Source organism: Tepidicaulis sp. (genome assembly GCF_965222285.1).
Classification (GTDB): Bacteria; Pseudomonadota; Alphaproteobacteria; order Parvibaculales; family Parvibaculaceae; genus Tepidicaulis.
Genome location: NZ_OZ244942.1, coordinates 2030465 through 2055531, shown reverse-complemented (window position 1 = coordinate 2055531; position 25067 = coordinate 2030465). Strand labels below are relative to the sequence as shown.

General features: G+C 60.5%; 23 protein-coding genes. 13 read left to right on the top strand and 10 right to left on the bottom strand.

All coding sequences use genetic code 11. The annotated features are described in order from the left end of the window. Window positions 1-9: 9 nt before the first annotated feature. The gene (locus tag ACOQOT_RS09860; protein WP_420559114.1) at window positions 10-1812 is read left to right on the top strand and encodes a ShlB/FhaC/HecB family hemolysin secretion/activation protein; all 1803 of its coding nucleotides are present in this window, start codon (window positions 10-12) and stop codon (window positions 1810-1812) included. A 148-nt stretch (window positions 1813-1960) separates the two neighbouring features. Further along, window positions 1961-3628, top strand: coding sequence for a sulfatase (locus tag ACOQOT_RS09855; RefSeq protein ID WP_420559113.1), 1668 nt, complete (start codon window positions 1961-1963; stop codon window positions 3626-3628). Between the two features lie 3 nt (window positions 3629-3631). On the opposite strand, the gene ACOQOT_RS09850 is transcribed toward ACOQOT_RS09855, so the two are convergent. Further along, complete coding sequence (locus tag ACOQOT_RS09850; protein ID WP_420559112.1) at window positions 3632-4075, bottom strand: hypothetical protein; 444 nt, start codon at window positions 4073-4075, stop codon at window positions 3632-3634. Between the two features lie 25 nt (window positions 4076-4100). Further along, window positions 4101-4742: a hypothetical protein gene (locus ACOQOT_RS09845; RefSeq protein WP_420559111.1), complete on the bottom strand. Its 642-nt coding sequence runs from the start codon at window positions 4740-4742 to the stop codon at window positions 4101-4103. A 100-nt stretch (window positions 4743-4842) separates the two neighbouring features. Here ACOQOT_RS09845 and ACOQOT_RS09840 point away from each other — a divergent pair, with 100 nt between their 5' ends. Beyond that, a complete protein-coding gene (locus ACOQOT_RS09840; protein WP_420559110.1) occupies window positions 4843-6165 on the top strand; it encodes a DsbA family protein in 1323 nt (440 codons plus the stop codon). 33 nt (window positions 6166-6198) lie between these two features. Here ACOQOT_RS09840 and ACOQOT_RS09835 read toward each other — a convergent pair whose 3' ends face one another. Further along, window positions 6199-7347, bottom strand: a complete 1149-nt coding sequence (locus ACOQOT_RS09835; protein WP_420559109.1) for a glutathione S-transferase C-terminal domain-containing protein — start codon at window positions 7345-7347, stop codon at window positions 6199-6201. Between the two features lie 105 nt (window positions 7348-7452). Here ACOQOT_RS09835 and ACOQOT_RS09830 point away from each other — a divergent pair, with 105 nt between their 5' ends. The 5 genes from ACOQOT_RS09830 to ACOQOT_RS09810 all read left to right on the top strand — a co-directional run bounded on the left by ACOQOT_RS09830 (window position 7453) and on the right by ACOQOT_RS09810 (window position 12799). After that, the gene (locus ACOQOT_RS09830; RefSeq protein ID WP_420559108.1) at window positions 7453-8055 is read left to right on the top strand and encodes a TetR/AcrR family transcriptional regulator; all 603 of its coding nucleotides are present in this window, start codon (window positions 7453-7455) and stop codon (window positions 8053-8055) included. A gap of 72 nt (window positions 8056-8127) precedes the next feature. Continuing rightward, window positions 8128-9231, top strand: a complete 1104-nt coding sequence (locus ACOQOT_RS09825; protein ID WP_420559107.1) for a glutathione S-transferase N-terminal domain-containing protein — start codon at window positions 8128-8130, stop codon at window positions 9229-9231. Between the two features lie 13 nt (window positions 9232-9244). After that, window positions 9245-11050, top strand: a complete 1806-nt coding sequence (locus tag ACOQOT_RS09820) for an arylsulfatase (protein WP_420559106.1) — start codon at window positions 9245-9247, stop codon at window positions 11048-11050. A 113-nt stretch (window positions 11051-11163) separates the two neighbouring features. Further along, a complete protein-coding gene (locus ACOQOT_RS09815) occupies window positions 11164-11529 on the top strand; it encodes a DUF488 domain-containing protein (RefSeq protein WP_420559105.1) in 366 nt (121 codons plus the stop codon). 403 nt (window positions 11530-11932) lie between these two features. Beyond that, a complete protein-coding gene (locus ACOQOT_RS09810; RefSeq protein WP_420559104.1) occupies window positions 11933-12799 on the top strand; it encodes a PAS domain-containing protein in 867 nt (288 codons plus the stop codon). Window positions 12800-12819: 20 nt separating this feature from the next. On the opposite strand, the gene ACOQOT_RS09805 is transcribed toward ACOQOT_RS09810, so the two are convergent. Next, window positions 12820-13044, bottom strand: a complete 225-nt coding sequence (locus ACOQOT_RS09805) for a zinc-finger domain-containing protein (protein WP_420559103.1) — start codon at window positions 13042-13044, stop codon at window positions 12820-12822. A 312-nt stretch (window positions 13045-13356) separates the two neighbouring features. On the opposite strand from ACOQOT_RS09805, the gene ACOQOT_RS09800 reads away from it, so the two are divergent. Both ACOQOT_RS09800 and ACOQOT_RS09795 read left to right on the top strand, forming a co-directional pair. After that, the gene (locus ACOQOT_RS09800; RefSeq protein WP_420559102.1) at window positions 13357-14781 is read left to right on the top strand and encodes an MFS transporter; all 1425 of its coding nucleotides are present in this window, start codon (window positions 13357-13359) and stop codon (window positions 14779-14781) included. A gap of 31 nt (window positions 14782-14812) precedes the next feature. After that, entirely contained in the window at window positions 14813-16180 is a 1368-nt protein-coding gene (locus ACOQOT_RS09795) for an MFS transporter (RefSeq protein ID WP_420559101.1), read from the top strand. Window positions 16181-16213: 33 nt separating this feature from the next. Here the strand turns inward: ACOQOT_RS09795 and ACOQOT_RS09790 are convergent, their stop codons facing one another. Further along, the gene (locus tag ACOQOT_RS09790) at window positions 16214-17470 is read right to left on the bottom strand and encodes a M20 family metallopeptidase (protein ID WP_420559100.1); all 1257 of its coding nucleotides are present in this window, start codon (window positions 17468-17470) and stop codon (window positions 16214-16216) included. 82 nt (window positions 17471-17552) lie between these two features. Here ACOQOT_RS09790 and ACOQOT_RS09785 point away from each other — a divergent pair, with 82 nt between their 5' ends. Further along, window positions 17553-18311: an alpha/beta fold hydrolase gene (locus ACOQOT_RS09785; RefSeq protein ID WP_420559099.1), complete on the top strand. Its 759-nt coding sequence runs from the start codon at window positions 17553-17555 to the stop codon at window positions 18309-18311. On the opposite strand, the gene ACOQOT_RS09780 is transcribed toward ACOQOT_RS09785, so the two are convergent. Continuing rightward, on the bottom strand, window positions 18308-19096 hold the full coding sequence (locus ACOQOT_RS09780; RefSeq protein ID WP_420559098.1) for an SDR family NAD(P)-dependent oxidoreductase: 789 nt from the start codon (window positions 19094-19096) through the stop codon (window positions 18308-18310). The two genes, ACOQOT_RS09785 and ACOQOT_RS09780, sit on opposite strands and share 4 nt — an antisense overlap. Before the next feature lie 138 nt (window positions 19097-19234). Between ACOQOT_RS09780 and ACOQOT_RS09775 the strand changes: the two genes are divergently transcribed. Next, on the top strand, window positions 19235-19822 hold the full coding sequence (locus tag ACOQOT_RS09775; RefSeq protein ID WP_420559097.1) for a hypothetical protein: 588 nt from the start codon (window positions 19235-19237) through the stop codon (window positions 19820-19822). A gap of 29 nt (window positions 19823-19851) precedes the next feature. Here ACOQOT_RS09775 and ACOQOT_RS09770 read toward each other — a convergent pair whose 3' ends face one another. From ACOQOT_RS09770 to ACOQOT_RS09755, 4 genes are all read right to left on the bottom strand, one after another. Next, window positions 19852-20709 (bottom strand): SDR family oxidoreductase, encoded by an 858-nt coding sequence (locus ACOQOT_RS09770; RefSeq protein ID WP_420559096.1) that lies wholly within the window; start codon window positions 20707-20709, stop codon window positions 19852-19854. A gap of 89 nt (window positions 20710-20798) precedes the next feature. Then, window positions 20799-21593 carry an enoyl-CoA hydratase gene (locus tag ACOQOT_RS09765; RefSeq protein WP_420559095.1) on the bottom strand — a complete coding sequence of 265 codons (795 nt, stop codon included), beginning with the start codon at window positions 21591-21593 and terminating at the stop codon, window positions 20799-20801. 18 nt (window positions 21594-21611) lie between these two features. Continuing rightward, complete coding sequence (locus tag ACOQOT_RS09760; protein WP_420559094.1) at window positions 21612-23150, bottom strand: sulfatase; 1539 nt, start codon at window positions 23148-23150, stop codon at window positions 21612-21614. A gap of 79 nt (window positions 23151-23229) precedes the next feature. Beyond that, complete coding sequence (locus ACOQOT_RS09755; protein WP_420559093.1) at window positions 23230-24054, bottom strand: alpha/beta fold hydrolase; 825 nt, start codon at window positions 24052-24054, stop codon at window positions 23230-23232. 180 nt (window positions 24055-24234) lie between these two features. Here ACOQOT_RS09755 and cysE point away from each other — a divergent pair, with 180 nt between their 5' ends. Continuing rightward, a complete protein-coding gene (gene cysE, locus ACOQOT_RS09750; protein WP_045448274.1) occupies window positions 24235-25059 on the top strand; it encodes a serine O-acetyltransferase in 825 nt (274 codons plus the stop codon). The last annotated feature ends 8 nt before the right edge of the window (window positions 25060-25067 follow it).

The window sequence follows — 25067 nt, the reverse complement described above, 5'->3', positions numbered from 1 at the left end:
GGACAGAGTGTGGGGGATCGGTTGGAAGAAGCGCGCCGGCGGCGTTTGCGTTACACGTTACCGGTGCTGGCACTGATGATACCGGCTTTCGGCGGCATGGCGCAGGCGGCGGACGAGGATTTCGAGCGGATTGCTCCGCAAGAAGCCCCGCCGCTTGAAGGGGGCGGCACCCTCACGGTGCCCGATGCGCTGGAAGAACCGGATGGCGAGGCAGGCAATGTCATTCTGCCGGAGCTGAAAGGTATTGTGGTGCGTGGGGATGGGAGCGCGATCGAGGCGGGCGGTGTCGACCGGCCGGGTATCGATGCCGCTGCGCTCGGGGATGAAGAAGCTGCCGTGCGCGCGGCGCTTGAGCCTTTTCTGGGCGCACCCTTCCACCAAGGCGATATCGGCAAAGTGTCGCGGGCCATCGTCAACATTTACCGTGAAGCCGGACGGCCTTTCGTCGATGTCTCTTTTCCTCCGCAGGATGTGACGGCGGGCACCGTACAGGTGCTGGTGACGGAGTTCCGCCTCGGACAGATAGAGGTGGCTGGCAATAAGTGGTTTTCTGAAGCGCAGTACCGGGACGGGATCGGTATTCGCCCCGGCGCGCCGGTGGAAATCGAACGGCTGAAACAGGGCATCAATCAGCTCAATACCAACCCGTTCCGCCGGGTCGATGCGGTGCTGAAACCGGGCGCGAGCCCCGGCGCCACGGATATCGCGCTGCAGGCCGAAGACCGCTTTCCTTTGCGCGTTTATGCAAGTTACGACAATACCGGCACGCCGTTGACGGACAGGGACCGCTGGAGCCTTGGTTTCAACTGGGGCAATGCCTTCTGGCTTGGTCATCAGCTTTCCTATCAAGTGACGACCAGCGGCGATCTTTTGCAGGACCGGGACAGGGGCGCGGGCCAGAGCGATGATTTGCGCTTTGAAGCGCATTCCTTCACCTACACCGCGCCGCTGCCCTGGCGGGATACGCTGCAGCTTTTCGGCTCGCATGTGAAGCAGGTGCCGGATCTGGGGCCTTTCTTTGGGCAGGAGGGGCTTTCCTATCAGCTCAGCGCGCGCTACCGCCATGCGCTGCCCTCGCTTTCCTTTGCAAGCCACAGCGTGAGCCTTGGCTTCGACCACAAATCGACCAATAACAACCTGTCCTTTGGCGGCACGCAGGTTTTTGCCAATACGACGAATGTCGATCAGTTCCTGTTGAATTATGAAGCAAGCGCGGTGGACCCTTACGGGCAGACGACGCTGGTCAATTCACTGGTCTGGGGGCCGGGCGGTTTCAACAGTCATAATACGGACGATGCCTTTGCCGGTTCCGGCACCGCCTTTGCCGAGGCTTCTTATCTTTATGACACGCTGGAGCTGACCCGCGCGACGCGCCTGCCCAAAGAAGCAAGCTGGGTGCTGCGCGTGAAAGGGCAGATTTCCGACGGCAACCTTCTGCCCAGTGAGCAGCTTGGCGGCGGCGGCGTGGATAGCGTGCGCGGTTATGAAGAGCGGGCGGTGAACCGGGCGCAGGGTGTTCTGGTGAGCAATGAGCTGCGCTCGCCGCCGTTTCCGGTTCTAGGCCAGGGCTTCGACTGGGCCGAAGACCGGATGCAGCTCGTCGGTTTCTGGGATTATGCCTATCTTTCGGATAAGGACCGCCAGCCCAACCTGTCCAAAAGCGTGACGCTGCAAAGTGTGGGCGTGGGCGCGCGCTATGTGCTCGACCGCTATCTTTCCGTGCGTTTCGATTATGGCTGGCAGCTGCGCGAATTGCCCGGTGCGAGCGACGAAGGCCAGCTGGGCACGGTTTCAGTGACGCTGAGCTATTGATCCTTCCTCATACTGACACTTGCTTCAAGGCGGCCTCCGGGCCGCCTTTTTCGTTCCGGCACCAGGAAATTGACGGGGACGTTCAATCGACATAATGTATATCATTAATTTGAGCGCGCGGAAAATAACCGGGCCTGGAGGGGATGGAATGCGTTTTCTCAATTGGAAAATTCTGGTGCCGGTGCTTTTGGTGGCGGTGCTGATCGGCGCGGCCTACGCGGAGCGCAAGACACTGCTCGTCAACGCCATAGGCATGTACATGCAGTGGAACCGCCATGTGGAGCAGAACCGCGCGGTGGCCTGGGCCGCGCCGGAAAACGAAACGGCAGCGGCGCGCCCGGCGGGCGAGCGGCCCAATATCGTTCTCATCGTTGCAGACGATCTCGGCTTCAACGACCTGAGCTTTTTCGGCGGCGGGGTGGCGGGCGGCAGCGTGCCGACGCCGCATATCGATTCCATCGCCCGTGAGGGCATGAACCTTTCCAATGGCTATGCGGGCAATGCGGTCTGCGCACCCTCGCGGGCCATGATCATGACGGGGCGCTATTCCACGCGCTTCGGCTTCGAGTTCACGCCCGTGCCGGACGGCATGCAGCAGGTGATCCGCGTGCTCTCCAGCGGTGATGACCGGCTGCATCCCGTCATTGTGGATGCGGATGTACCTGAATCGGATATTCCCTTCGCGCAGCGCGGCATGCCGGCATCCGAAACGACAATTGCCGAAGTGCTGCAAGAGGCGGGGTATCAAACGCTGCATATCGGCAAATGGCATTTGGGCCGGACGGAAGGGTTCCGCCCGCGCGATCAGGGTTTCGATGAAAGCCTGATGATGGAAGGCGGGCTCTACCTGCCCGAAAGCTCGCCCGATGTCGTCAACTCCAAACAGCCTTTCGATTTCATCGACCAGGCGCTATGGCAGGTGCTGAACTATTCCGTCAGCTTCAATGACAGCGTGCCCTTCGAGCCGGATGGATATTTGACCGACTATTTTACCGAGGAAGCGGTCTCCGCGATCAAGGCCAACCGCGACCGGCCCTTCTTTCTCTATCTCGCTCATTGGGGCGTGCACACCCCGCTCCAAGCGGCCAAAGCCGATTACGATGCTCTCTCGCATATCGAAGATCACCGGCTGCGCGTTTATGCGGCAATGGTGCGCTCGCTCGACCGCAGCGTCGGCCAGGTTCTGCAGACCCTCAAAGAGGAGGGGCTGGAGGAAAACACGCTCGTGATTTTCACCAGCGACAATGGCGGCGCCGATTATGTGGGCCTGCCGGAGATCAACCAGCCCTATCGCGGCTGGAAGCTGACCATGTTCGAAGGGGGCACCCATGTGCCTTTCTTCGCCAAATGGCCGGGGCGCATTGCGCCGGGAAGCCGGCTTGAGAGCCCGGTTTCTCATCTCGACATTCTGCCTACATCCGCAAGCGTTGCCGGACTTTCCGGCTGGGAGGTGAAACCCATCGACGGCGTCGATCTGCTTCCCTATCTCACCGGCGAGAAAGAGGCATTCGAGCGTCCGATCTTCTGGCGGGAAGGTTATTATCAGGCTGTCCTGCACCAGGGCTGGAAGATGCATGTCTCGGATAATCCGGACAAGGTATGGCTTTTCAATCTGCGCGAAGACCCGACCGAACAGAACAATCTGGCGGAGGCGAAGCCTGAAAAAGTCGCCGAGTTGAAAGAAATGCTCGCCGCGTTCAATGCGGAGCAGGCCGAACCCTCCTGGCCCTCCGTTAGCGAACTGCCCGTGCTGATCGACAAAACGGGCGCCGAGAAGGCGGAGCCGGGAGATGAATATATCTACTGGCCAAACTGATTTTTAAGGGGCGATGCCTGCCCGGCGCTTTAAAGAGAAATAGAGCGCTGCGGCGAGGAGCGGCAGGAGCGCCAGCGTCACATAGGCTTCAGGCGGGTGATGGCCGGTGCCGGCAGGTTTGAGCACCCAGGTATTGAGCGCGATAAGGCTGCGCTCCACCAAAATGATGAGAAAGAAGAGCGGCACCAGCGAGCGGTAGCGCAGCGCCACAAGCAGCATGAGTGTGCCATAGGCAAGTTGCGTGGCGCCCGCCCAGGCAAAGGTACCGATGATGACGGGCCCGCCCGCGCTTAGATCGAGCCCGGCGATGGACCCTGCGCCCCCGTCCGGCAGGAAGCTGTGGATGAGGCCCGGCACAATCGTGCCGAGGGCTAGAAAGGCGAGGAATGGCGGACAGGCTTTGTGCCCTTGATAGGGAATGGTGGGGGCGGGAAGAAGCGCGCTCATTTCATATCTCTCCTTATGCACTCGGCTATGCGCCCGGCTGGCGCAGAAATAGCAGCACTATGCTGCCCAGTGCAGCGGCAAGAGCGAGCCCCAGTGCCGCCCAGATGCGCGGGCCTGCCATAAAGCTGATCATGGGGGAGGTGGGGACGGAAAACGTGGCGGGAATGGCCGCGACCTTGAACATGTGCCCGTCTTTAAAGGCAGGGTCTGTAACCAGTTCCATTGCATCGCGCCGGCTGCGGTAACGCATCCAGCCCATTACCGTCCAGCCGGGATTTTCAGCGACGTTCCAGCTATCCACATTGCCGCCCACAATGCGGGCGGCAATGGCGGGATGGCCCGCGCGCCTGAAAAGCGCTTTGAAGAAAGAGGAGGTATAACCGCTTAAGATTTCCTGGGAGGATTTGAGTTCGCCCGTTTGCGGGTCCGGGACTTTTCCTTCATGGAGTTTGACGAGATTGAGCATGAAAAACTCGCGCCCGTCATCCTTCTCCAAAAACCGGCGCAGCACTGCCGGGTCCGTTGCGCCGTTCGGCGTTCCCTCGGCAAGGCGGGCCATATATGTCTCGATTTCCTCCGGCGTGAGCGGGCCCTGCCAGTTCTGATACCAGCCAAGGAAACCGAGATAGATGAAAAGGGCGGCGGCCCAGAGCCAGAGAATGTTCATATGATCCTCGCATTTGACGGGCGCAATCTAATGACATAAATTATGTCAATAAATTATGCCGGTCAAAGAAAACCGCATTTCTTCCAGGCAGGGGCCTTCCATGAGCATTCGGGAAATCGTTTCTCCCTTTTTTGCAGCCCGTATCGTCAGTGAAAAAAGACAGAGGGAGGCTAGGGCCGCTGCCGAAAAAGCGCGCCGGAAAGCGGGTGCGCCTCATGAGGTCTTTTATTTTCACCAACCGGACGATCCCTATGCGGTTCTTGCCGCCCAGCTTCTGCAAAGCCTGACAGAGCGCTTCGATATCAAGCTGATACCCATGCTGGTGCCGCCGCCTGCCGATAATGACGCGCCGGAGCGCGAGGCGCTGATCAATTACTCGCGCAGGGACGGCGCGATGCTGGCGCAAAAATACGGGCTTTCGTTCGATGATCCCGGCCGCCAGCCGGAGGGAGCGCTTACCGCGCTTGCGCGCCGGATCCTTGCAAGCGCCATCGCCAAGGAGCGTTTTTCAGAGGCGGTTTGCGCGGTGGACCGGGCGCTTTGGCAGGAGGATACGGGCAGGATCGACGCCCTTGCCGGGGAGTTCGGCATGGCGGGAGAAGCGGAGACGGCCCATGCGATGAAAAAAGGGGCCGAGATGCGGAGGCGCCTCGGGCATTATCTCGGCGGGGTCTTCTGCTATGCGGGCGAGCAATATTGGGGCGCGGACCGGCTGCATCATCTGGAAACGCGGTTACATGCGCTTGGCGCTTATATGGGAGAGGAGCCCTTTGCGCCGCTCAAACCGCCGCCTGCGCTCTTGGCTGGGCCAGGTGATGAAGCGGCAGGACCCGCGATCGATTTCTTTCTCTCCTTGCGCAGTCCTTACACGCATGTCGCCGCGCCGCAGCTTTTCGCTCTTGCCCGGCATCACAATTGTCCGGTGCGGCTGCGTTTCGTCTTGCCGATGATGATGCGCGGCATTCCTGCGTCTTTTCAAAAGCAGACCTACATCATGCGCGATGCCAAGCGTGAGGCGGCGCGGGCGGGGATCGGTTTCGGCCGCATTGCCGATCCTTTCGGCAGGCCTTCCGAGCGGGGCCTTGCGCTCATTCCTTATGCGGTGAGCCAAGGAAAAGGAGAGGCTTTCGTTCTTTCTTTTCTCAGCGGTGTCTGGGCGGAGGCGATCCGCTCCGGTTTTAATCCGGGGTTGAAAAAGATCGTGGCGCGCGCCGGACTTGACTGGAAAGAAGCCAAAGCTTTTCTGGGCGATGAAAGCTGGCGGGAAGAGGCGGAGGAAAACCGCAAAGCGCTTTTTGAGCACGGGCTTTGGGGCGTGCCGACCTTTGCGGTGGGCGATATTGCCGTTTGGGGGCAGGACCGGCTCTGGGCGGTGGAGGACGAAATCATTCGCTTGAAAGCGAAAACGCGCGCCCAAGGCTGAGCGCGCGTTTGATCGTCAACGTTAGGTCTGGGTTTAACCTTCCCAAACCTCGATATTGTTTTTCCGGCCGACGCGGCGGGCGCTGCGCAGTGTCATGATGTCGCTCAGGTCCGTTTCCTCGAGCAGCGCGCCGACGGATTTCCTGTCTTCTTCTCCCAGCGCATCGAACGCGTCCTGAATGCGCTGCAGCAGGTAGAAGCGGTAGGGCATCACGCCGACATCGAATGTCTTGCCGCGCCATTCGAAGGTGCATTTACCGATGGCGCGCACGAGCTTTTCCCCGCCGACGGGCGCATCCGCCGGCAGGTCCGGGTTCTCGGCCAGCCAGTCATTTGTGAAGGCGGTGAAGGCGCGGATCTCCGGCAGATAGTCGGAGGCGACACGCTTCAGCAGGGTTTTTAGCGTGGCGGGAATGTCATCACCCGGCAGCAGCGTTTCGGGATAATCCAGGAACTCGGACATGTCCGTGCCCCAGGCATTCATGCGCTCTGTCCAGCGGAAGAGTGCCGGTGCGCGGCGCTTCATCATCTGGGCAGGGTAAGGATCGCGGCCGAGATGCGCAAAGAGGCTGGCGATGAGCCCATAATCGCCGATGGTGGGCGTGCCGCCGAGAAGGTAGGGCGTTTCGGCAAAATGCGCGTTGAGCTCACCCAGCAGCTCTTCATAAGCCTCTTCGATGACGGGTATCGTCTCCGGCACCACACCGAACATGACGGCGGCGGCGCGCATGCGGCCTGTCGATTTGCGGATGATTTCCAGGCGCTTTTCGCGCGGTGCGGAGGGCATGGCGAAAAGGCCGAACTGATCTTCGATGAAATCGAGATTGGTTTCATCGAAATTCCAGCGGTAATGCATGGCCGGGCGCACCATGCCCTCGCCGCCGAACATTTCGAAGATGAGCGAGGTGATGCGCTGGCGCGGGCTTTCAGGATAGGCGGAATGGCGCGCGAGGCCGCGCTTCTCGAACCAGTCGATAATATCCGTGCCGTCCTGAACGATTTCGCCGTCCGGCGTTTCGAGCACGGGAATGATCCAGCGCTGAATGGCGGGCATGACTTTTTCGCCATAGCGCGGATGGCCCGGCGTCATTTCCTCGAAATCCACATGCTGCTTGATCAGGTAAGAGCGGGCCTTGCCGGAGTAAAGCGAATGCGGCATGCCGTAAAAGCGGAACTTGGTCATGAAAATTCTTCCGGAAATAAATTCTTTTCAGGCGTTCTAATGGCGCGACCATATGGCATAATATCTGCCAATAAAAGCATTCATCGAGTGAAAAAGGACGGGCCGATGGCGGGCAGCGCCGCACGAAAGAGCGAGCCGAAACAGGACGGCCGGCTGAACAGGAGCGTGAAGACGAAAGCGGCGATTGCCGCCGCCTTTGTCGAGATGGTGGATGAAGGCAATCTTGCGCCCACCAGCGAGCAGGTAGCGCTGAGGGCCGGGGTGGGACACCGGACGGTGTTCCGGCATTTTCAGGAAATGGAATCGCTTTATTCGGCTATCAGAGATGAGATCTTCAAACTGATCGAGCCGATCCTGACGGAAATTTCCACGGATCTGCCGCTCGACGAACGGATCAAGCTTGTCGTGCGTCAGCGCATCCGTTTTTTCAAACGTATCACCATGTTCCGCCGGGCGCTGATTGCGCGCTATTGGACCTCGCCCGCGTTACAGGAGCTGACCCGGCAGGACGAGAAACTGATGCGCGCCTTGCTGCTGAAGGCACTGCCCGAATGCGCGGCGCTTCCCAAAAAGACCTTCGAGGCGGCGGATCTGCTTTTGTCCTTCGAAAGCTGGACGCGGCTGAAGGAATTGCAGCGCCTTTCCGATGCCCAGGCCCGGGCCGTGATCGAGGAAACGGTGACGGAGCTGATCACGCGCGCCTATTGAGGGCCGGAGAATTTTCTGGCTACGGGAGATATAATGACATAATGTCTGTCATTATGCGAGCGGGTGCCCGGCATGGCGATGGATCACAGGCAAGAGAATGAAGCGGGCGGGGATGCCTTACCCGTCCTGCACGGTCTGACCCTTTCTTATTTTACCGGCAAGCTCGAAGCCTATATGCGGGCCAAGGGGCTCGGCTACAGGTTCCGCGAAATGGATATGGCGGCGTTCCGCCGGGCGGCGCGCGCGACGGGTATCGCGCAGATGCCGCAGCTTGAATATCCGGATGGCACCTGGCTTAGCGATACAACGCCGATCATCCGGCATTTCGAAGAAAAGGGAGAGGGGCCGGCATTCAGCCCCGCCGATCCCGTGACGCGTTTCCTCAGTCTTGCGCTTGAGGATTACGGCGATGAATGGCTCTGGCGGCCCGCGCTTTATTACCGCTGGGCGTTCGATGAAGATGCGCGGCTGATGAGCAGTCAGATTGCACGCACCATGCTGCGCGATCTGCCGCTGCCTTTCGCATTGCGGCGGCAATTTATTCTACGGCGCCAGCGCAAAGTCTTTCTGAAAGAAGACGGGGTTACCGCGAAGACGGCGCCTGCCATCGAAGCGCTCTACAAGCGCACTTTGGCCGAGATGGACGGACTGCTTCAAACGCGTCCCTTCCTTCTTGGCGCGCGTCCTTGTGAAGCGGATTTCGGATTCTTCGGTTCGATGTTCCGGCATTTCTCCCATGACCCGACGCCTGCCGCGCTGATGCGGGAAAAAGCGCCTTATGTGTTTGCCTGGGTGGCCCGGCTTTGGGCCTACCGCCCGGAAGATGCGCAAGGGACGGTTTTGCCCGAGGGCATTCCGGACGGATTGGACGGGTTGATGGCGGATTTCCGCGATGAATACCTGCCCTATCTTGCGGCGAATAGTGCGGCCTTTGAACGCGGCGCGCGGGACTTGCGCTATGAAGCGGCAGGGACAAGCTGGGCCCTGCCGGTCAATCCATACAGGGTGCATTGCCTTGCAGCGCTAGCGGGGGCGTATCAAGCGCTTTCCGGCGGCGAGAGGGCACAGCTCGAACCGCTTTTGCAAGAGGGCGCGCGGATTTTGTCGGATTACAAAGGCAGGGCGCCGGATGCGCCCGCCGCACATGCCAAGCCGGCCGACCGGCAATGGCGCTGAAGGGACGGAAGTCATGAACGGGGAAACGGGCAAGCGGAACATGAGGGTTTTCTGGAAAAAGAGCGCGCTGGCGGCGCTTCTCTGCGCAGCCATGGCAGCGCCGGTTTCGGCGCAAGAAAGCGTAAAGCGCCCGAACATCGTTGTGCTCGTTGCCGATGATGTGGGCTTTTCCGATTTCGGCGCCTATGGCAGCGAGATCAGTACCCCCAATATCGATGCGCTTGCGGGACGAGGGACGCTCTTTTCCAACTTCCATGTTTCCCCCGTCTGTGCGCCGACCCGCGCCATGCTGATGACGGGGGTGGAAAGCCACCGGGCGGGGATCGGCAATCTGCCCGAGACGTTGCCCGAAAGCCATCAGGGGCATCCGGCCTATCTTGGCAGGCTGCGGGACGATGTGGTGACGCTGGCGAGCCTTCTCAAAGAGGCCGGATACAAAACCTACATGGCCGGCAAATGGCACCTCGGTCATGAGCCTGGCGCGCTGCCGAATGCGCGCGGTTTCGACCGGTCCTTCGCGCTTGATGCCTCGGGAGCGGATAATTGGGAAAAGAAAAGCTATCTGCCGCTTTATGACGAAGCGCCCTGGTTCGAAGACGGCAAGCCGGCCTCCCTGCCGGAGGATTTCTATTCCTCGGAATTTTTCGTCGACAAGATGATCACTTACCTTGAGGAAGACCGGCAGGAAGGCGAGCCCTTCTTCTCCTATATCGGTTTTCAGGCGGTCCATATTCCCATTCAGGCGCCGCGTTCTTTCATCGAGAAATATGAAGGCGTCTATGCGGACGGCTGGGACGCTTTGCGCGCCGCGCGCTTCGAAGCTGTGATGGAACGCGGCCTCTTGCCCCCCGGCACGAAGATGGGCCCGATGCCCGATGGGCTCGAGGATTGGGAAAGCTTCACGCCCGAAGAGCAGCGCTATCTGGCGAAAAGCATGGCGGTGAATGCGGGCATGTTGGAGGCGATGGATTTTCATATCGGCCGGCTTATCGATCATCTGAAAGAGACAGGCGATTATGAGAACACGATTTTCGTTGTCATGTCGGATAATGGCCCCGAGCCTAACGAGCCCACCGAGCATTTCGGTTTTAAGGAATGGCTCTGGAGCGCCGGCTATAGCCGGGATTATGAAACACTGGGCGAGAAAGGTTCCTACGCCTTTATCGGGTCCGAGTTTGCCAGCGCAGCGGCTGCACCCGGCGCCTTCTTCAAGCTTTACGCAGGCGAGGGCGGGCTGCGCGTGCCGCTCATCATCGCAGGCGAAGGGGTGGGCCAAGGCAGGGCGGATGCCTTTTCCTTCGTCACCGACCTGACACCCACCCTGCTCGATCTGGCGGGTGTGACGCCTGCCGCGGAAATCGGCAGTGTGCCGGTTCAGGAATTTGCCGGGCGCTCTCTCGCGCCGCTTTTGAAGGGCGAGGCGCAAAGCGTGCGCGGGCCCGAAGACGCAGTCGGCATCGAGCTTGGCGGCAATGCCGCGCTCTTCCGCGGGGACTATAAGCTGACGCGGAATATGCCGCCGCTCGGCGACCGGATCTGGCGGCTTTACAACATCAAAGCCGATCCGGGCGAGACGGAGGACCTGGCCGCGGCCGAGCCGGAACTCTTTGCGGATATGATGCGTGAGTATGAGGCTTATGCCGCCCGCGTCGGCGTGCTCGACGTGCCGGAAGGATATGAGCAGATGAAACGGGTGGCCGCGCTCACCCGCGAAAAGCGGATGGGGCGGCTGCTTCCCTGGGCCGGGCTTGCCGTGCTGCTGCTCGCGGGCACTATCGGCGGCGCGGTCTATTACCGGCGCAGGCGGGCCCGCGGCTGAAAGGGCTAAGCACACCCTTTTGATCCGCTGGTTTTGGCTTTTCTGTCATACTGAACCTCCGGGAAATCTGCGGCATGTGATCGCCGAAGAGAAGAGAGACGAGGAGCAGCGCCATGGTGGAGCGTGTCTTTTTAAAACGGGCTTATGAGGCCCCGGCCAAAAGCGATGGAACGCGGGTGCTGGTGGATCGGCTCTGGCCGCGCGGTATTTCTAAAGAGGCGCTGAAGGTGGACCATTGGCTCAAAGAGGTTGCACCGAGTACGGAGCTTCGCAAGTGGTTCGATCATGATCCGGAAAAATGGGCCGAGATGAAAAAGCGCTACAAGGCCGAACTCGGTAAAGGCGCGCAGAAAGAAGCGCTGGGTGAGCTCAAGGCGCTTGCGAAGGAGGGGCCGCTGACCCTCGTCTATGGGGCCAAAGACGAGGAGTACAATCAAGCGGTCATTCTCAAGGAGCTGCTGACCGGCAAAGCCGGCTAATCCTTGCCATTAAAATGCTGCGGTAGAACGACGCAGCCAGGCGGCAAGACCTGCCGTGTTCATCTCCCATACACCCTCATTTTGCCATGTTTGTCTGACTTACTCCCTGAACGGATCAAGCTATCTGCTTTGGTTTCTCAGGCTTTCCGGCACATTTGCGGATTGCATATTTCAGGGACCTTTGCCTGTGTTGCGGCGTTCACTGAAGGCTGGCGCCCGGCATGTTGAAACAATTGTTTCAATTTTAACGGAAATTGATGAGGATAAGGCGTGGTTTCTTAAGGCGCTGCCTCTATGCCTGAAAAGGCGAATTCATGGATTGGTCAGGGTGATGCGGACACCGGCATCTTACAACACCCCGGACTATCTGGATGTTCCAGAGAAGCCCTCCAAGCCGTCCCAGATGAGCCGGACACAGGATCCCGCTCACGAGGACGGCGACACGTATTTTCCCGGCCTGATGGCCGGCGGGGTGGTCCTGTGGGGCCTCCTTGTTGCGGGAGGCGCGGGTATCTGGCTCTGGATGGCGGATGCGGAAACGCAGATGGAAGCAGGTTTCGGCCTGGCGGCCACCATTGCCGTGGGTGCCAGCCTGATGGGGCTTTTGTGCTTTATTGCTGCCATGTGGCTGTTCGCCGGGCAGCGTCTGACGAAGACGCGTCTGGCCGCGCTGGAGCGCGATTACAAGGAAGCCTCAAGCGGTCTTGCTGCAACGGAAGAAGCGCTCTCGATGGAAAAGCGCGACCATGAAATGACACTGCGGGCTGCCCGGCGGCTCGCCATGCGTCATGATGCGCTTTTTCATGTGGCGCCTTATCCCGTGCTGGTGGTCGAGCCGGCTGCGCGCCGCGTGCTCTTTGCCAATAGGCGGGCGGGCGGGCTTTTCGGGCTGACACCGACGGAGCTTTCCAAGCGGCGGTTTTCCGTCTTCGTGCCGCAGCCTGCCGATTACGAGCGGCTGATGGCGCTTGTCGCCGATGGCGGGGATGCGGAAACGGGCACTGAGATTTCCATGTGCGATGCGGCTGGCCGCAGTTTCCGGGTGCATGTCTATGCAGTGAATATCGATTATGACGGCCAGCAGGCGATCTATCTGATGATGGAGGACCTTGCCGAGAAACAGCGCCTTGAACAGGCGCTGGAGCGCTCCACGGGCCAAGTTCATGCCCAGCAGGCGGAGCTTGCGCACCTGCGCGAAGAAGTCGGCAGTCAGAAGGACATCATCGACTCGCTCGGCAAGCAGGTCCGCGTCCAGCCTTCACCGAAATAACGGGCTTTAATGCCGCTCTATCAGGCGGCGTTTTTCTGCTCGTCCTGCTTCAGGCTGGCGTCGAAACGGTACAGCGTCGAGCAATAAGGGCAGACGATATGGTCGTCCGAGCCCATATCCAGATAGACATGGGGATGATCGAAGGGGGCCGAGGCGCCCATGCATTCGAATTCCCGCGCGCCGATGCGAATTTCGGCAACACCTTCATCATTGGCGAATTTCGGTACGGAGTGGTCGCTGGCCATGTTCGATCCCGTCTTTGCGTAAGTTCTGCCGCAAGGCCCCGTGCCGCGCTGCGGCTTCAGTGCGGAGCCTTGCAACGCGTTTCCTGCGAGGCTTGAAACGGGCGTAACCTACCGGCCCGAGGCGCGGCTGCCTAGTCCTAAACTGGTCCCTCTGCAGGGGCTGCCGAGCGCTGTCCGGGGCGGCTCTGCCTCTGTTACGGTTCGTTACCCTAAAAACGTTGATGGGAGCCGTGACATTCTGTCATACTTCATCCCGGTAATACGCCTCGCAAGAAAGGCGCTGCCGGGTGGAGGACCATAGGGAGGAGAGGCATGGCCGAGGCTGCCAGCCGCGAGCGTTCTGACGCGCTGAAAAACTTTACGCTGTTTTCCTATTCTCTGCCGGCAATTCCCATTTCCGCTCTCGGGCTGCCGCTCGTGGTGCACCTGCCGCCTTTCTATGCAAAGGAAATGGGCCTGGGGCTGGCGCTGGTCGGCTTCCTCTTCATGATCGCCCGGTTCTGGGATGTCTTTACGGACCCCGTGCTCGGCATTCTTTCCGACAAGTTCGAAACGCGCTGGGGGCGGCGGCGTCACTGGATCGTGCTCTCCGTACCGATCCTCATGCTCTCCGCCTATATGATTTTCTTGCCGAGCGGGGAGGTGAACGGCGTCTATCTCATGTTCTGGATGTTCATTCTTTATGTGGGGTGGACATTGCTGACGATCTCGCACCTGTCCTGGGGGGCGGAGCTGACGCCGGCTTATTATGAGCGCAGCCGCGTGCACGGTGCGCGCGAGATCGCGCTTATTCTGGGCATGGTCTTCGTGCTCACCCTGCCGGTCTTTGCGCATCTGATTTTCCCCGAAGAGTCCGAGCCCCATGCGGTTACGCTGATGGGGCTTTTTATTATCATCATGCTCCCTCTCACGGTTGCCGTGGCCGTGTTCGGCGTGAAAGAGCGCAAGACCCCGCCGCCCCAGCATGTGCCCTGGAAGCAGGCCGTCAAACTGTTGGCCACCTCCAAGCCGCTGCAGATCATTCTGGCGGTGGATCTCATTTCCGGTATTTCCGGCGGCATCGTCGCCTCGCTTTTTATCTTCCTGGCAAGCGATGCCTTAAAGCTCGGCAGCGCATCGGATGCGATGCTGCTCGTCTATTTCATTTCCGGCGTGACCTTTATCCCGCTGATCATGGTCCTGTCGCGCAAATTCGGTAAGCACAAGTCCGTTGCCTTCTCCGCGCTTTTCAGCGGTGCGACACTGCCGCTCATTCTGCTTATTCCCGAAGGCAATGTGCCTATGGCCATGGCCTGCTGGGTGGCGCTCGGCGTCAATATGGGCGCGGGGCCTTTCCTCTTCCGCTCGATCATGGCCGATGTGGCAGATCACGATGCGGTGCAGAGCGGGCAGCAGCGCACGGGGCTTTTCTATTCGCTCCTCACCATGACGAACAAGGTCGGCCATGCGGTGGCGATCGGCATCGCCTATGCCGCGCTCGACCTGATCGGCTTTCAGGCGGGCGGGGACAATTCACCGGAAGTCATTGCGGGCCTCAAGGCCGTTTATGTGTGGCCGGCCTTTATCATCGCGCTGGCCTGTGCCTATCTCATCTGGCGTTTTCCCATCGACGAAACGAAGCAATTGGAAAACCGCCGTATCCTGGAAGCGCGGGCGCTCGATGTCGCGGAAGCGGCCATCGGATCGCGTACTGCCGCTACCGTCGATCCGCGGCCGACAGGTGCGCCAGCGGATTAACCCCCAACCAACAAGAAAATGAGTTTTGCGGATGAATGAAGGCCGTCTGTCCAACTGGCGTTTGCTTCTCTATGCAGGTCCCGCCGTTCCCATTGCAGCGCTCGGTGTGCCGATTTCGGTGTTTTTGCCGCAGTTCTATGCGGGTGAAATGGGGCTCGGCCTTGCCACGGTCGGCACGATCTTTCTGATCTGCCGCCTTTGGGATGTGGTGACGGACCCGGTCATGGGCTTCCTGTCGGACAAGTACCCCTCGCGCTGGGGGCGGCGGCGGCACTGGATCGCGCTTTCCGTGCCGATCCTCATGCTTTCCGCCTATATGGTCTTCCTGCCTTCAAAACCCGTCACGCCCTATTATCTCGCGGGCTGGATGATCTTTCTTTATATCGGCTGGACGATGCTCACCATTTCCCACATGTCCTGGGGGGCGGAGCTCGACCGCGACTATAATGAACGCTCGCGCATTCAAGGTTTCCGTGAAGGGGCGCAGATTGCCGGTGTGCCGATCGTGCTGGTGCTCGTGGCGCTGGTGCAGATTTATCTGAGCACGCCCGACACGGTGGATGCGGACCGGGTGAATTCCATCGGCTGGTTCGTCATCGTGATGCTGCCCATCGCGGTCTTCTTTGCCGTCACCATTACGCCGGAACGCAACATCAAGCTGCCCGGCGTTCTCTCCGTCAAGCAGATGCTGGAGCCGCTCCTGCGCAATGCGCCGCTGCGGCGCGTGACGGCGGCGGATTTCGCTTCCGGTGTTTCCGGCGCCTCGCTCGGCTCGCTCTTCGTCTATATCGTGGAATATGACTGGCGGCTGAAAGAATATATCCCGCTTCTTCTGCTGCTCTATTTCACGGCGGGCGTGCTTTTCGTACCGGTTGTCGTGCGTCTTGCCCGCGCGCTCGGCAAACACCGCGCGGCGGTGGCGTCAGGCACGTTCAATGCCTGCCTGGTGCCGCTCGTCTTCCTCATTCCCGACGGCAATATCTGGATTGCGGGCGGCATGCTCTTTTTCCTCGGGGTGAATGCCGGGGCGATGAACCTGCTTTACCGCTCGATCATGGCCGATATCGGCGATCTCGATGAAATCGAAACGGGGGAGCGGCGCACGGGGCTTTTCTATTCGCTCCTCACGCTGACGCAGAAGACCGGCGCGGCGATTGCCGTCGGTGTGGTTTTCTGGCTTCTGGCGCTGGTCGGCTTCGACCCGCAAGGAGATAACCCGCCGGAGGTCGTGGACCGTCTTTCCTATATTTTCGTCGGCATTCCGATGCTGGCCAATGCCAGCGTCGCCTTCTTGATGTGGGGCTTTCCCATCGACGAGAAGAAGCAGAAGGAAATGCGCAAGATTCTGGAAGAGCGCTATCTGGAAGAAGTGGAAAGCGCCCAGCGGCCTATTCCGTGATCGGGTCTGTGATCGAAATTCGGCGGCAGCGGCTTAACAGCAGCCGCAGCCGCCGATTTCCTGCACGCCGTCCGGGTTGAACGCGGCGGCGACGGAACGGGCGGAAAATTCCGCGCTCTTGGCAAAACCCTCTTTCGCTTCTGCCTGCATGGCCTGATCACTCAAAAAATCGATGGCGGTCATGGCAAGCGCTTTGGCGCCGTCGATGCAGGCTTTGTCGCCGAGGTCGGAGCCCGCCCAGCGGGCGAATTCCGGATTATGGATGACGACATGGGCCGGCGCCGAGGCGATCATGGGATGGATGGAGGGCACGCGGTGGCTGACATTCCCCATATCCGTGCTGCCGGCTGAGCCGGTGGGGAGTTTTTCCAGCGGAAAGAAATCCCGTCCCAGCATACGGCTGTTCTCCTCATAAGCCTTGGCGAGGGGCCAGCTCGTTTTCATGTCGAGATAGTCCGCCTTTGCCCAGCGGATCTGGACCCCAGCGCCCGTCGCCATGCCGCCCGCTTCAAAGCAGCCGGTGACGCGCTTTTTGAGCGCGGCAAGGTCTTCGGCATTCGCCGCGCGCACATAGAAAACCGCCTGGGCTACTTCCGGCACGATATTGGGCGCATCACCCCCTTTGGTGATGATGCCGTGAATGCGCTCGGTCGGGCGGATGTGCTGGCGCAATTGCGCGATCGCCTGATAGGCGGTGATCAGCGCATCGAGCGCGTTGATTCCGGCATGAGGCATGGCGGAGGCATGGGCGCTCTTGCCGTGATAGGTGACTTCCACTTCCGAAATGCAGATGCAGGGCATGGTGGCAAGGTTGATGCCCGCCGGGTGCACCATCATGGCGGCATCGAGCCCGTCAAAGGCGCCGAACTGGGCCATCAGTTCCTTGCCGCCGCCTTTTTCCTCCGCCGGGGTGCCGAGATAGCGCACGCGGCCGGGCAGGGCGCCGTTCAGTTTCGAAAGGGCGAGCGCCGCGCCAAGGCCGGTCGTGGCGATGATGTTATGGCCGCAGGCATGGCCGATACCGGGCAGGGCGTCATATTCGGAAAGGATAGCAACTTCCGCCCCGCCGGCACCGAAGGCGGAGGCATAGGCGGTTTCAAGGCCGAAGGCTTCCCGGGTCACGGGCAGGCCGTTTTTCTCCAGCGCGCCGGTCAGGGTCTTGGCCGCGTGATGCTCGTGAAAGGCAAGCTCCGGGCGGGCGTGAATAGCATGGCTGATATCGATCAGCTCCCCCGACATGGCGTCGATCATGTCGCAGACTTGCTTTTTCAGCGCTTTCGTATCAGCCATATAAGCCTCCCTTTTCTTTATCCTAGCGGGAGGCGGCAGCTCTTGCCAGCGGCAGCAAAGCAGGCGGTTTCAAGGAGGCGTGATGGAGTATTTTCAGTCGGAGGGCGTGCGGATCGCCTATCGGGACGAGGGGGAAGGCCCGGCCATCATCCTCGTGCACGGGTTTGCCTCGACGCATCTTGCCAATTGGGTGGAGCCCGGCTGGACGAGCGCGCTTCAGGAAGCCGGTTACCGCACCATTCTTTTCGATCTGCGCGGCCATGGGAGGAGCGGTAAGCTTTACGATCCGGCGGATTACAGCCCCGCGCTCCTTGCCCGCGACCTTGCCGGGCTGATTGAGCATCTGGGCCTCAAACGGCCCCATGTCATGGGTTATTCGCTGGGCGCGATGATCGGCCTGCGCCTCGCCTCGGATGCCCCGCAGCTTTTCGGCTCGCTCATCGCAGGCGGGGTGGGCGCGCGGCTCTTCGAGCCGCCTTCCCATGTCGAGCCCGTCATCGCGGCGATGGAAGCGAATGATCCGGCCAGCATCATGGACCCGGCGGCGCGCGCCTTCCGGATTTTTGCCGATCACAACAAACAGGACCGTAAGGCGCTGGCCGCGTGTTTTGCGCGGGCGCGGGAGCCTTTCACGCGCCAGGAACTTTCCCGCATCGCCGCGCCCGTTCTCGTTATTGCCGGGGAACGGGACGATCTCGCCGGACCGCCCGGCCCGCTGGCGGATGCCATTGCGGGCGGGCAGGCGCATGTCGTGCCCCGGCGCGATCACATGCGCAGTGTGGGCGATGCGGAAACGAAGCGCGCGGTGCTGGCTTTTCTGAAGAACGTTACCCGTTCTTAACGGGCGGCGAGCGGCGCAAAGCCCAGATGCAGCCCGGCATCGGTGATCAGCGTTTCACCGGTAATGTGCTCGCCCCCTTCATCGGCAAAGAAGATCACGGCTTTGGCGATGTCTTCGGCCATGCCCGCGCGCTGCAGGGGCGTCGTTTCTTCCTGCTGTTTGACGATGCTGTTGAACTGATTTTCCCCGAAGCGGTCCGAGAACCAGCGCGTGCCGATGAAACCGGGACAGACCGCATTCACCCGGATTTCCGGGGCAAGCGAACGGGCAAGCGAGAGCGTCATGGTGTTGAGCGCCCCTTTGGAAGCGGCATAGGCGACCGAAGACCCGATGCCGGTGACGCCCGCGATAGAAGAAATGTTCACCACGCGGCCCATGCCCTGTTTCTTCATCGCCGGTGCGCAGGCGCGGATCATCTGATAGGGCCCCACCACATTGATGCGGTAGATGCTGAGAAAATCATCGGCATCCAGCGCATCGAGCTTTGCATGGTCGGCGAATTGCGTCGTGCCCGCATTGTTGACGAGGACATCAATGCGGCCCCACTTGTCGAGCGCGGCTTTGGCAATGCGCTGGCAATCTTCGTCTTTGCCCACATCGCCCTGGGCGAGAATGGCTTCCGCGCCCTTGGCCTTACAGGCCTCCACCGTTTCCTTCGCTTCCTTTTCGCTCTTGGTGTAATTGATGACGAGCTTGGAGCCGCGTTCGGCAAGGCCGATGGCAACGGCGGCGCCGAGCCCCGTTGCGGAGCCCGTGACAATGGAAACGGTATTTTCGAGCGACATGGATTTCTCCCCGGATTTTGACTGTGGTTGGCGGCAGTCTAACGGTAAAAGCGGCGCGGCCCTAGCCCCGGCGCGGCTGCAAACCTCTCTGGATGTTGCCGCCATCTGCGCTAAACTGCGGGCAAAGAGGGGCGGGGTATGAGAAAACGGGTTTCGGCCATTGCGGCCATCATTGCTGGATGTCTTGTTTCAAGCGGCGGGCTTCAGGCCGCGCCTGCCAGCGTCTATTCCGACATCGCGCTCGACAAATGCACGCTGCTGGAGGAAGAGCCGGAATTCGGCTCCGCGCTTTGGCGCTGCGATGGCATTGCCGGGTATGACATCTATCTGCGCGAGGGGGATTTGCGGTTCTATATTGCTTTCGGGCGGGACGGGGCGTTTCCCGGCACGCACGGCCAGACGCTTGCCCCCTTCAACCGGCTCGGCGAGAAGCTGGAATGGCGGCTCGATGAAGAGGGGCGGCCTTTCGCCACCATCGTGCGCTATTTCGTCGATCGCGGCTCTCATCAGGCAGGCATCGATCCTTTACCGGACGGGCAGGTACTGGTCGTCTCGAAATTCGAGGACGGCGAAAGCTGCCACATGGCCTTTATCGATGCGCTGGAAACACCGAATGCCAATGCGGTGGCGCGGAACGTCGCGGATGACCGTTCCGCCCATTTCGTTTGCCGGAGCGATGCGCCCGATCTTGAAGGGGTGGTGGGCGAGGATCTGGGGATCCGCTAGGCGGCCCCCAGAACTTTTCTCTCAGCCGTTCAGGACTGACCGTCCTGCACGGAATTCATGAACTCCGTCACCGCTTCTTCCATGTTCAAGCTGGTGCCGATCCCGTGCATGGGACCGGCGGTCAGCCCGCCATCGACGGCGATGGCCTGGCCGGTCACGAATTCGGAGGCATCGGAAGCAAGAAAGAGCGCCGTTTCGGCAATATGCTGGCCGAGCCCTGCCTTCGGAATGGGCTGGATCTTGGCAAGGCGCGGCTTGATGAATTCACCGAACTTATCGGCCACCTGCGAGCCGAGCCCCATGGCCGAGCCGAAGATGGAAGTGGCGATGCCGCCCGGGCAAATGGCGTTTGATCGGATGTTGTGCGGCCCAAGTTCGAGCGCCGCCGTGCGGGCGAGATGCGCGACGGCTGCCTTGCAGGCCGAATAAGGCTGCGGTCCGAAGCCTGCCTGGAGCCCCGCGACGGAGGCGGTGGAGATGATCGAGCCTGCCCCTTGCACCTTCATCACCGGCACGGCGTATTTATAGCCGAGGAACACGCCTTTCAGCAGCACGCCCACCGTTTCGTCGAACTCGTCCATATCGATCTGGAAAAGCTCGCCGCGCGCGCCGACATAGCCGGCATTATTGAACATGCAATCGAGCCGCCCGAATTTCTTCACGGTCTCGTTGACGAGATGTTTCATATCCGCTTCGACGGAGACATCCGTGTGGATATAGAGAAAATCCGGACCCAGAATTTGGGTCATTTCCTCACCCAGATGGTCCGTCACATCGGCGGCAACGACCTTCGCGCCTTCTTCGAGAAAAAGCTCCACGGTGCTTTTACCCATGCCGCTTGCGCCGCCTGTCACGATGGCGACTTTGCCTTTCAGCCGACCTGCCATATCAAACTCCCTGTCCGTTGTTTCTTGTTTGGACGGGACTCTAGCCGGTCTGGCGGCGCTTCTCTAGCGCGATCTCGGAAATAGGAGGCTTACCTGCCGCGGAAGCGGGGGCGGCGTTTTTCCATGAAGGCGGTGCGCCCTTCGGCATAATCTTCGCTGGCAAAGCAGCGGCCGATCAGCCGGTTGCAGTAGGCCGCATCGAAATTGCCCGGTGCTTTGCCGATCTCATCGACAATCTGCTTTTCACTGGCAACGGTGAGCGGCGCATTGTCGGCAATGGAAGCGCAGGTGGCGAGCACATGCTCGCGCAAGTCTTCTTTGGAAAAGAGCTGGTTGATGAGACCCATGGCGAGCGCTTCTTCTGCGCCGTAGCGTTTGGCGGTGAAAAAGATTTCTTTCGAGCAGGCAGGGCCCACCAGATTGACGAGACGGCGCGTCTGGCCGAGCGGATAGGCAAGGCCGAGGCGGGCGGCGGGAATACCGAAGGTCGAACCTTCCGCCGCATAGCGCAGATCACAAGACAGCGCGATGCCAAGCCCGCCGCCGATGCAATAGCCGTCGATCATGGCGATGGTGGGCTTGGTGCATGCGGCAATGCGCTCGAAAGCGCTCGCCGTCATATCTTCATATTCCTGCACTTTTTCAGGTGAAGAGCGCGTTTCCTCGAACTGGGAAATGTCGGCGCCGGCAACGAAGGCTTTTTCCCCGGCCCCGGCCAGCACGATCACGCGGATGGCGTCATCATTTTCGAAGGCATCCAGAATTTCCGGCACGGCCTGCCACATATCGGTGCTTACCGCGTTGTGGCGGAGCGGATTGTTGAACACCATCCAGCCGATGGCGCCGTCTTTTTCCGCGATCATACGTTCCGTGCTGCTCGTCATTTCCGCCTCCGCTCCGGGTCACACCATGGCCACCCAATCCAGACGCGGTTCACGCACCGGCGGGAGAGCCGCCTTCAGGTCGTCCAAGAGCCCGGCTTTGATGTCTTTATAAGCCGGGTCGTCCCAAAGGTTCCGCCATTGATAGGGGTCTTCCTTGAGGTCGTAAAGCTCTCCCTCGGTGCCCTCATAGATATTGGTCTTGTTATAGGCGGTGATGATGTAGTGATCGCGGGTGAGTGTGCGGATGGAAACTTCCGTACCGTCCTTATAAACCGAATCCCATTCGGTGAAGACGCGGTCCCGGTTCTGCCGTTCCGCTTCTTCTTCGTTTTTGGGCAGGGTCTTGCCTTGCATCCAGTCCGGTATGGGCAGGCCCGCGATCTCGCAGAAGGTAGGCGCCAGATCGATCTGGCCGACGGGGCGGTTAACTTGCGCCGGGGCGATGCCCGCCGATTTTCCCGGCTTCCAGATGAAGGGCAGGCGCATCAGGCTTTCCACATGGTAAGGCCCTTTGAAGAGGAGGCCATAATCGCCCTGGAACTCGCCGTGATCGGTAGTGAAGATAATGTCGGTATCGTCCGCCCAGCCGCGTTCTTCCAGCTTTGCGAAAACCTTCGCGCAGGCTTCGTCGATCAGCTCGTTTTCGATATGGGTCATGGCGTTGATTTCGCGCACCTGATCGGGCGTCATATCGCGGGCGGCGAATTCCGGCGGGGCTTCGACATTGGTGACGCGCTCGCCCGTCCAGTACCACATCCAGTGCTTGGGCTTGCCTTCCAGGATTTCCCGCATCTTTTCCTTCGAGCCCGGATAGGCTTCGGGCAGGGCAAGATCGCGCCAGTCTATCCGGGCGAGCTCGCTTTCCGGCGGGTCCCAGGGGTGATGGGGATCGGGAAAGCTCATCCAGCAGAAAAAATCTTCGTCCGCATCCAGACTGTCGAGCCAGGCCATGGTGCGCTCGGCCACCCAGTCTGTGTGGTAATGCTCGCGGGAGACGGGGTTGTGATGCACCTGGCAAGCGCCAGTGTCGCCGCCGCCTGCGGCATTCACTTCGAATTTTTCATTGAGATTGCGGTAGAAGCCGCCGATTTCGTCCGGCGCGTTTTTCTTCATCCATTCGTTGTAATGAAGAATGAGCGGTGTATGGCTTGAAAGCTCCATATGGTCGAAGCCGCGGTGAGGGCCGTATTCGCCGTTGCGCGCCATGCGGTTTTCATAGAATTTCAGATCGAAATCCACGAAAGGCTCGAAATGCGCCTTGCCGATCAGCGCCGTGGCGTAATTGGCGTTCTCTTTCAGGTAGGCGGCGACGGAGGGCGCGTTCTCGGGCAGCGGCACGCCGTTCATCCATACGCCGTGCGTGCTGACATATTGGCCGGTCAACATGGTGGAGCGGGCGGGCATGCACACGACCGACTGGCCATGGGCGCGGGTGTAATTGACGCCGCCTTTCGCCAGCGCGTCGATAGCGGGCGTGCGCGCGACCTTGCCGCCATTGCAGCCCAGCGCGTCGAAACGCATCTGGTCGGTCGTGATGAAAAGAATTTTGCGGCCCATCTTGTCCTCCCGAAGTCCCGAATTCCGCCGGGGAGACTAGCTCTTTGGGTGCTCTCTGGGGACTGCCCGAATTGGGCAGTCAGTCCTTCAGAAAGGCGATGATCTCTTTAAAAGCGCGGCGGTCCTGCAGCAGGAAAAGATGTCCGCCTTCGAACATTTCCAGTTTCGCGCCTGCAATCCGGCTTTGCAGCTTTTCCTGGGTTTCGGGCAGGGCGATGCCGTCATATGTGCCGCCGCAAATAAGCGTCGGGGCTTTGATGGCGCCGAGCCGGTCCCAGGTGTCATGGGCGGCGCGCGCTTCAAGCTGGGCAAGCGCGCCCTCGCCATGGCCGGGTTCGCCCGCATAAGGATCGTCGGCGGCCATGCGCACGAGCTCTTCATAATGTTCGGGATGGGCCTTTGCCCAATCGTCGCCGTGACGGGTGTCGGAAATGGGGATCATGTGCCGGGCGCGTTCTTCCCCGCTCATATGGGTGAGCGTATGGAGAGGGTAGGAGGCGCCGCCGTCTCCGCCGGGCGAGGTGCAGGCAAGGACGAGCTTATCCACTTTTTCGGGGAACCGGATGGCGAGTTCCTGGGCCACCATGCCGCCGAAGGAAACGCCCATGACATGCGCGCGTTTCCAGCCCGCCGCTTCCATCAGCGCGGCTGCGTCCTCGGCATAGTCTTGCATTGTGTAGGGCGCGCTCTGCGATGCCTTCGGTTTCCCGCTCTGGCCGAGGCCGCGCTGATCGTAGGAAAGGGTGGTGAAGGCTTTGGGCAAGGGGCCGTCGAAAAGGTTCGGCTTTTTGCGCAGGTCGCCTCCCGTGCCGGAGATGAAGAGGAGGGGCGGTCCTTCGCCCTGCCATTCGGCATAGAGCCGAATCGTTTCAAGGGATACGAAACCAGCCGGTGCAATCGTCATGAAACCTCCCGAAATGCGCGCTTTTCTGCCCGCTTTTGGGCGAGCTTAGCACAGGTGCGCCGGGGAGCATTCACGTCCCGTTGACCACGCTGCCCAGTTGAATTCGCATAAGGGCTGGCCTATGTGATAGTCTGGTTTGACTTAGAGGCCGCGCGCGGCCACTTGAAGAGAGGGACGGCCATGTCCAGACCTATCGAGCAGGTCGAGAGCTGCGATCCGATTTGGCAGCGCCTTCAGGAAGAAGCCCGCGAAATGGCGGCCAGCGAACCAGTGCTGGCGAGTTACATTTACGGCACCGTGCTCAACCACGATTCCTTCGATGAAATGCTGTCCTTCCATGTGGCGCGGAAACTTTCCAGCGAGGAAGTCTCGGCCATGGTGCTGCGGGAAGTCTTCGAGGATGTGTTGAAGGCTAACCCGGACATTGCGGCGGCCTGCCGGGCGGATATGTCGGCGGTCTTCGACCGGGACCCGGCCTGCCATGCCTATATCCAGCCGCTCTTGTTCTTCAAAGGCTTCAACGCCATTCAGGCGCACCGTTTCGCCCATGAGCTTTGGACGGGCGGGCGCAAGGCCATGGCGCTTTTCATTCAAAGCCGGGTGTCGGAACTTTTCGCGGTGGATATTCACCCCGCCGCCCGCTTCGGGCGCGGCATCATGATGGACCATGCGACGGGCGTCGTGATCGGTGAGACCGCTGTCGTGGGCGATGATGTTTCCATGCTGCACGGGGTCAATCTCGGCGGCACGGGGAAAGAATCCGGCGACCGCCATCCCAAGGTGGGCAACGGTGTGCTGCTCGGCGCGGATGCGAAAATTCTCGGTAACCTTACGATCGGTGATTGCGCGCGCGTCGGTGCGGGCAGCGTCGTACTGCAGGACGTGCCGGCCAATTGCACGGTGGCGGGCATTCCCGCCAAGGTCGTCGGCTGCGCGGGCTGCGAGCGGCCGTCGCGGGCGATGGATCATGTGATCCGCGAGGAAGACAAGCCGAAAGAAAAATAGGCGTGGAC

Coding starts and splice junctions, on each gene's coding strand:
- ACOQOT_RS09855 (WP_420559113.1), top strand. CDS start 1,961: ATGCGTTTTCTCAATTGGAAAATTCTGGTGCCGGTGCTTTTGGTGGCG.
- ACOQOT_RS09850 (WP_420559112.1), bottom strand. CDS start 4,075: ATGAGCGCGCTTCTTCCCGCCCCCACCATTCCCTATCAAGGGCACAAA.
- ACOQOT_RS09845 (WP_420559111.1), bottom strand. CDS start 4,742: ATGAACATTCTCTGGCTCTGGGCCGCCGCCCTTTTCATCTATCTCGGT.
- ACOQOT_RS09840 (WP_420559110.1), top strand. CDS start 4,843: ATGAGCATTCGGGAAATCGTTTCTCCCTTTTTTGCAGCCCGTATCGTC.
- ACOQOT_RS09835 (WP_420559109.1), bottom strand. CDS start 7,347: ATGACCAAGTTCCGCTTTTACGGCATGCCGCATTCGCTTTACTCCGGC.
- ACOQOT_RS09830 (WP_420559108.1), top strand. CDS start 7,453: ATGGCGGGCAGCGCCGCACGAAAGAGCGAGCCGAAACAGGACGGCCGG.
- ACOQOT_RS09825 (WP_420559107.1), top strand. CDS start 8,128: ATGGCGATGGATCACAGGCAAGAGAATGAAGCGGGCGGGGATGCCTTA.
- ACOQOT_RS09820 (WP_420559106.1), top strand. CDS start 9,245: ATGAACGGGGAAACGGGCAAGCGGAACATGAGGGTTTTCTGGAAAAAG.
- ACOQOT_RS09815 (WP_420559105.1), top strand. CDS start 11,164: ATGGTGGAGCGTGTCTTTTTAAAACGGGCTTATGAGGCCCCGGCCAAA.
- ACOQOT_RS09810 (WP_420559104.1), top strand. CDS start 11,933: ATGAGCCGGACACAGGATCCCGCTCACGAGGACGGCGACACGTATTTT.
- ACOQOT_RS09805 (WP_420559103.1), bottom strand. CDS start 13,044: ATGGCCAGCGACCACTCCGTACCGAAATTCGCCAATGATGAAGGTGTT.
- ACOQOT_RS09800 (WP_420559102.1), top strand. CDS start 13,357: ATGGCCGAGGCTGCCAGCCGCGAGCGTTCTGACGCGCTGAAAAACTTT.
- ACOQOT_RS09795 (WP_420559101.1), top strand. CDS start 14,813: ATGAATGAAGGCCGTCTGTCCAACTGGCGTTTGCTTCTCTATGCAGGT.
- ACOQOT_RS09790 (WP_420559100.1), bottom strand. CDS start 17,470: ATGGCTGATACGAAAGCGCTGAAAAAGCAAGTCTGCGACATGATCGAC.
- ACOQOT_RS09785 (WP_420559099.1), top strand. CDS start 17,553: ATGGAGTATTTTCAGTCGGAGGGCGTGCGGATCGCCTATCGGGACGAG.
- ACOQOT_RS09780 (WP_420559098.1), bottom strand. CDS start 19,096: ATGTCGCTCGAAAATACCGTTTCCATTGTCACGGGCTCCGCAACGGGG.
- ACOQOT_RS09775 (WP_420559097.1), top strand. CDS start 19,235: ATGAGAAAACGGGTTTCGGCCATTGCGGCCATCATTGCTGGATGTCTT.
- ACOQOT_RS09770 (WP_420559096.1), bottom strand. CDS start 20,709: ATGGCAGGTCGGCTGAAAGGCAAAGTCGCCATCGTGACAGGCGGCGCA.
- ACOQOT_RS09765 (WP_420559095.1), bottom strand. CDS start 21,593: ATGACGAGCAGCACGGAACGTATGATCGCGGAAAAAGACGGCGCCATC.
- ACOQOT_RS09760 (WP_420559094.1), bottom strand. CDS start 23,150: ATGGGCCGCAAAATTCTTTTCATCACGACCGACCAGATGCGTTTCGAC.
- ACOQOT_RS09755 (WP_420559093.1), bottom strand. CDS start 24,054: ATGACGATTGCACCGGCTGGTTTCGTATCCCTTGAAACGATTCGGCTC.
- cysE (WP_045448274.1), top strand. CDS start 24,235: ATGTCCAGACCTATCGAGCAGGTCGAGAGCTGCGATCCGATTTGGCAG.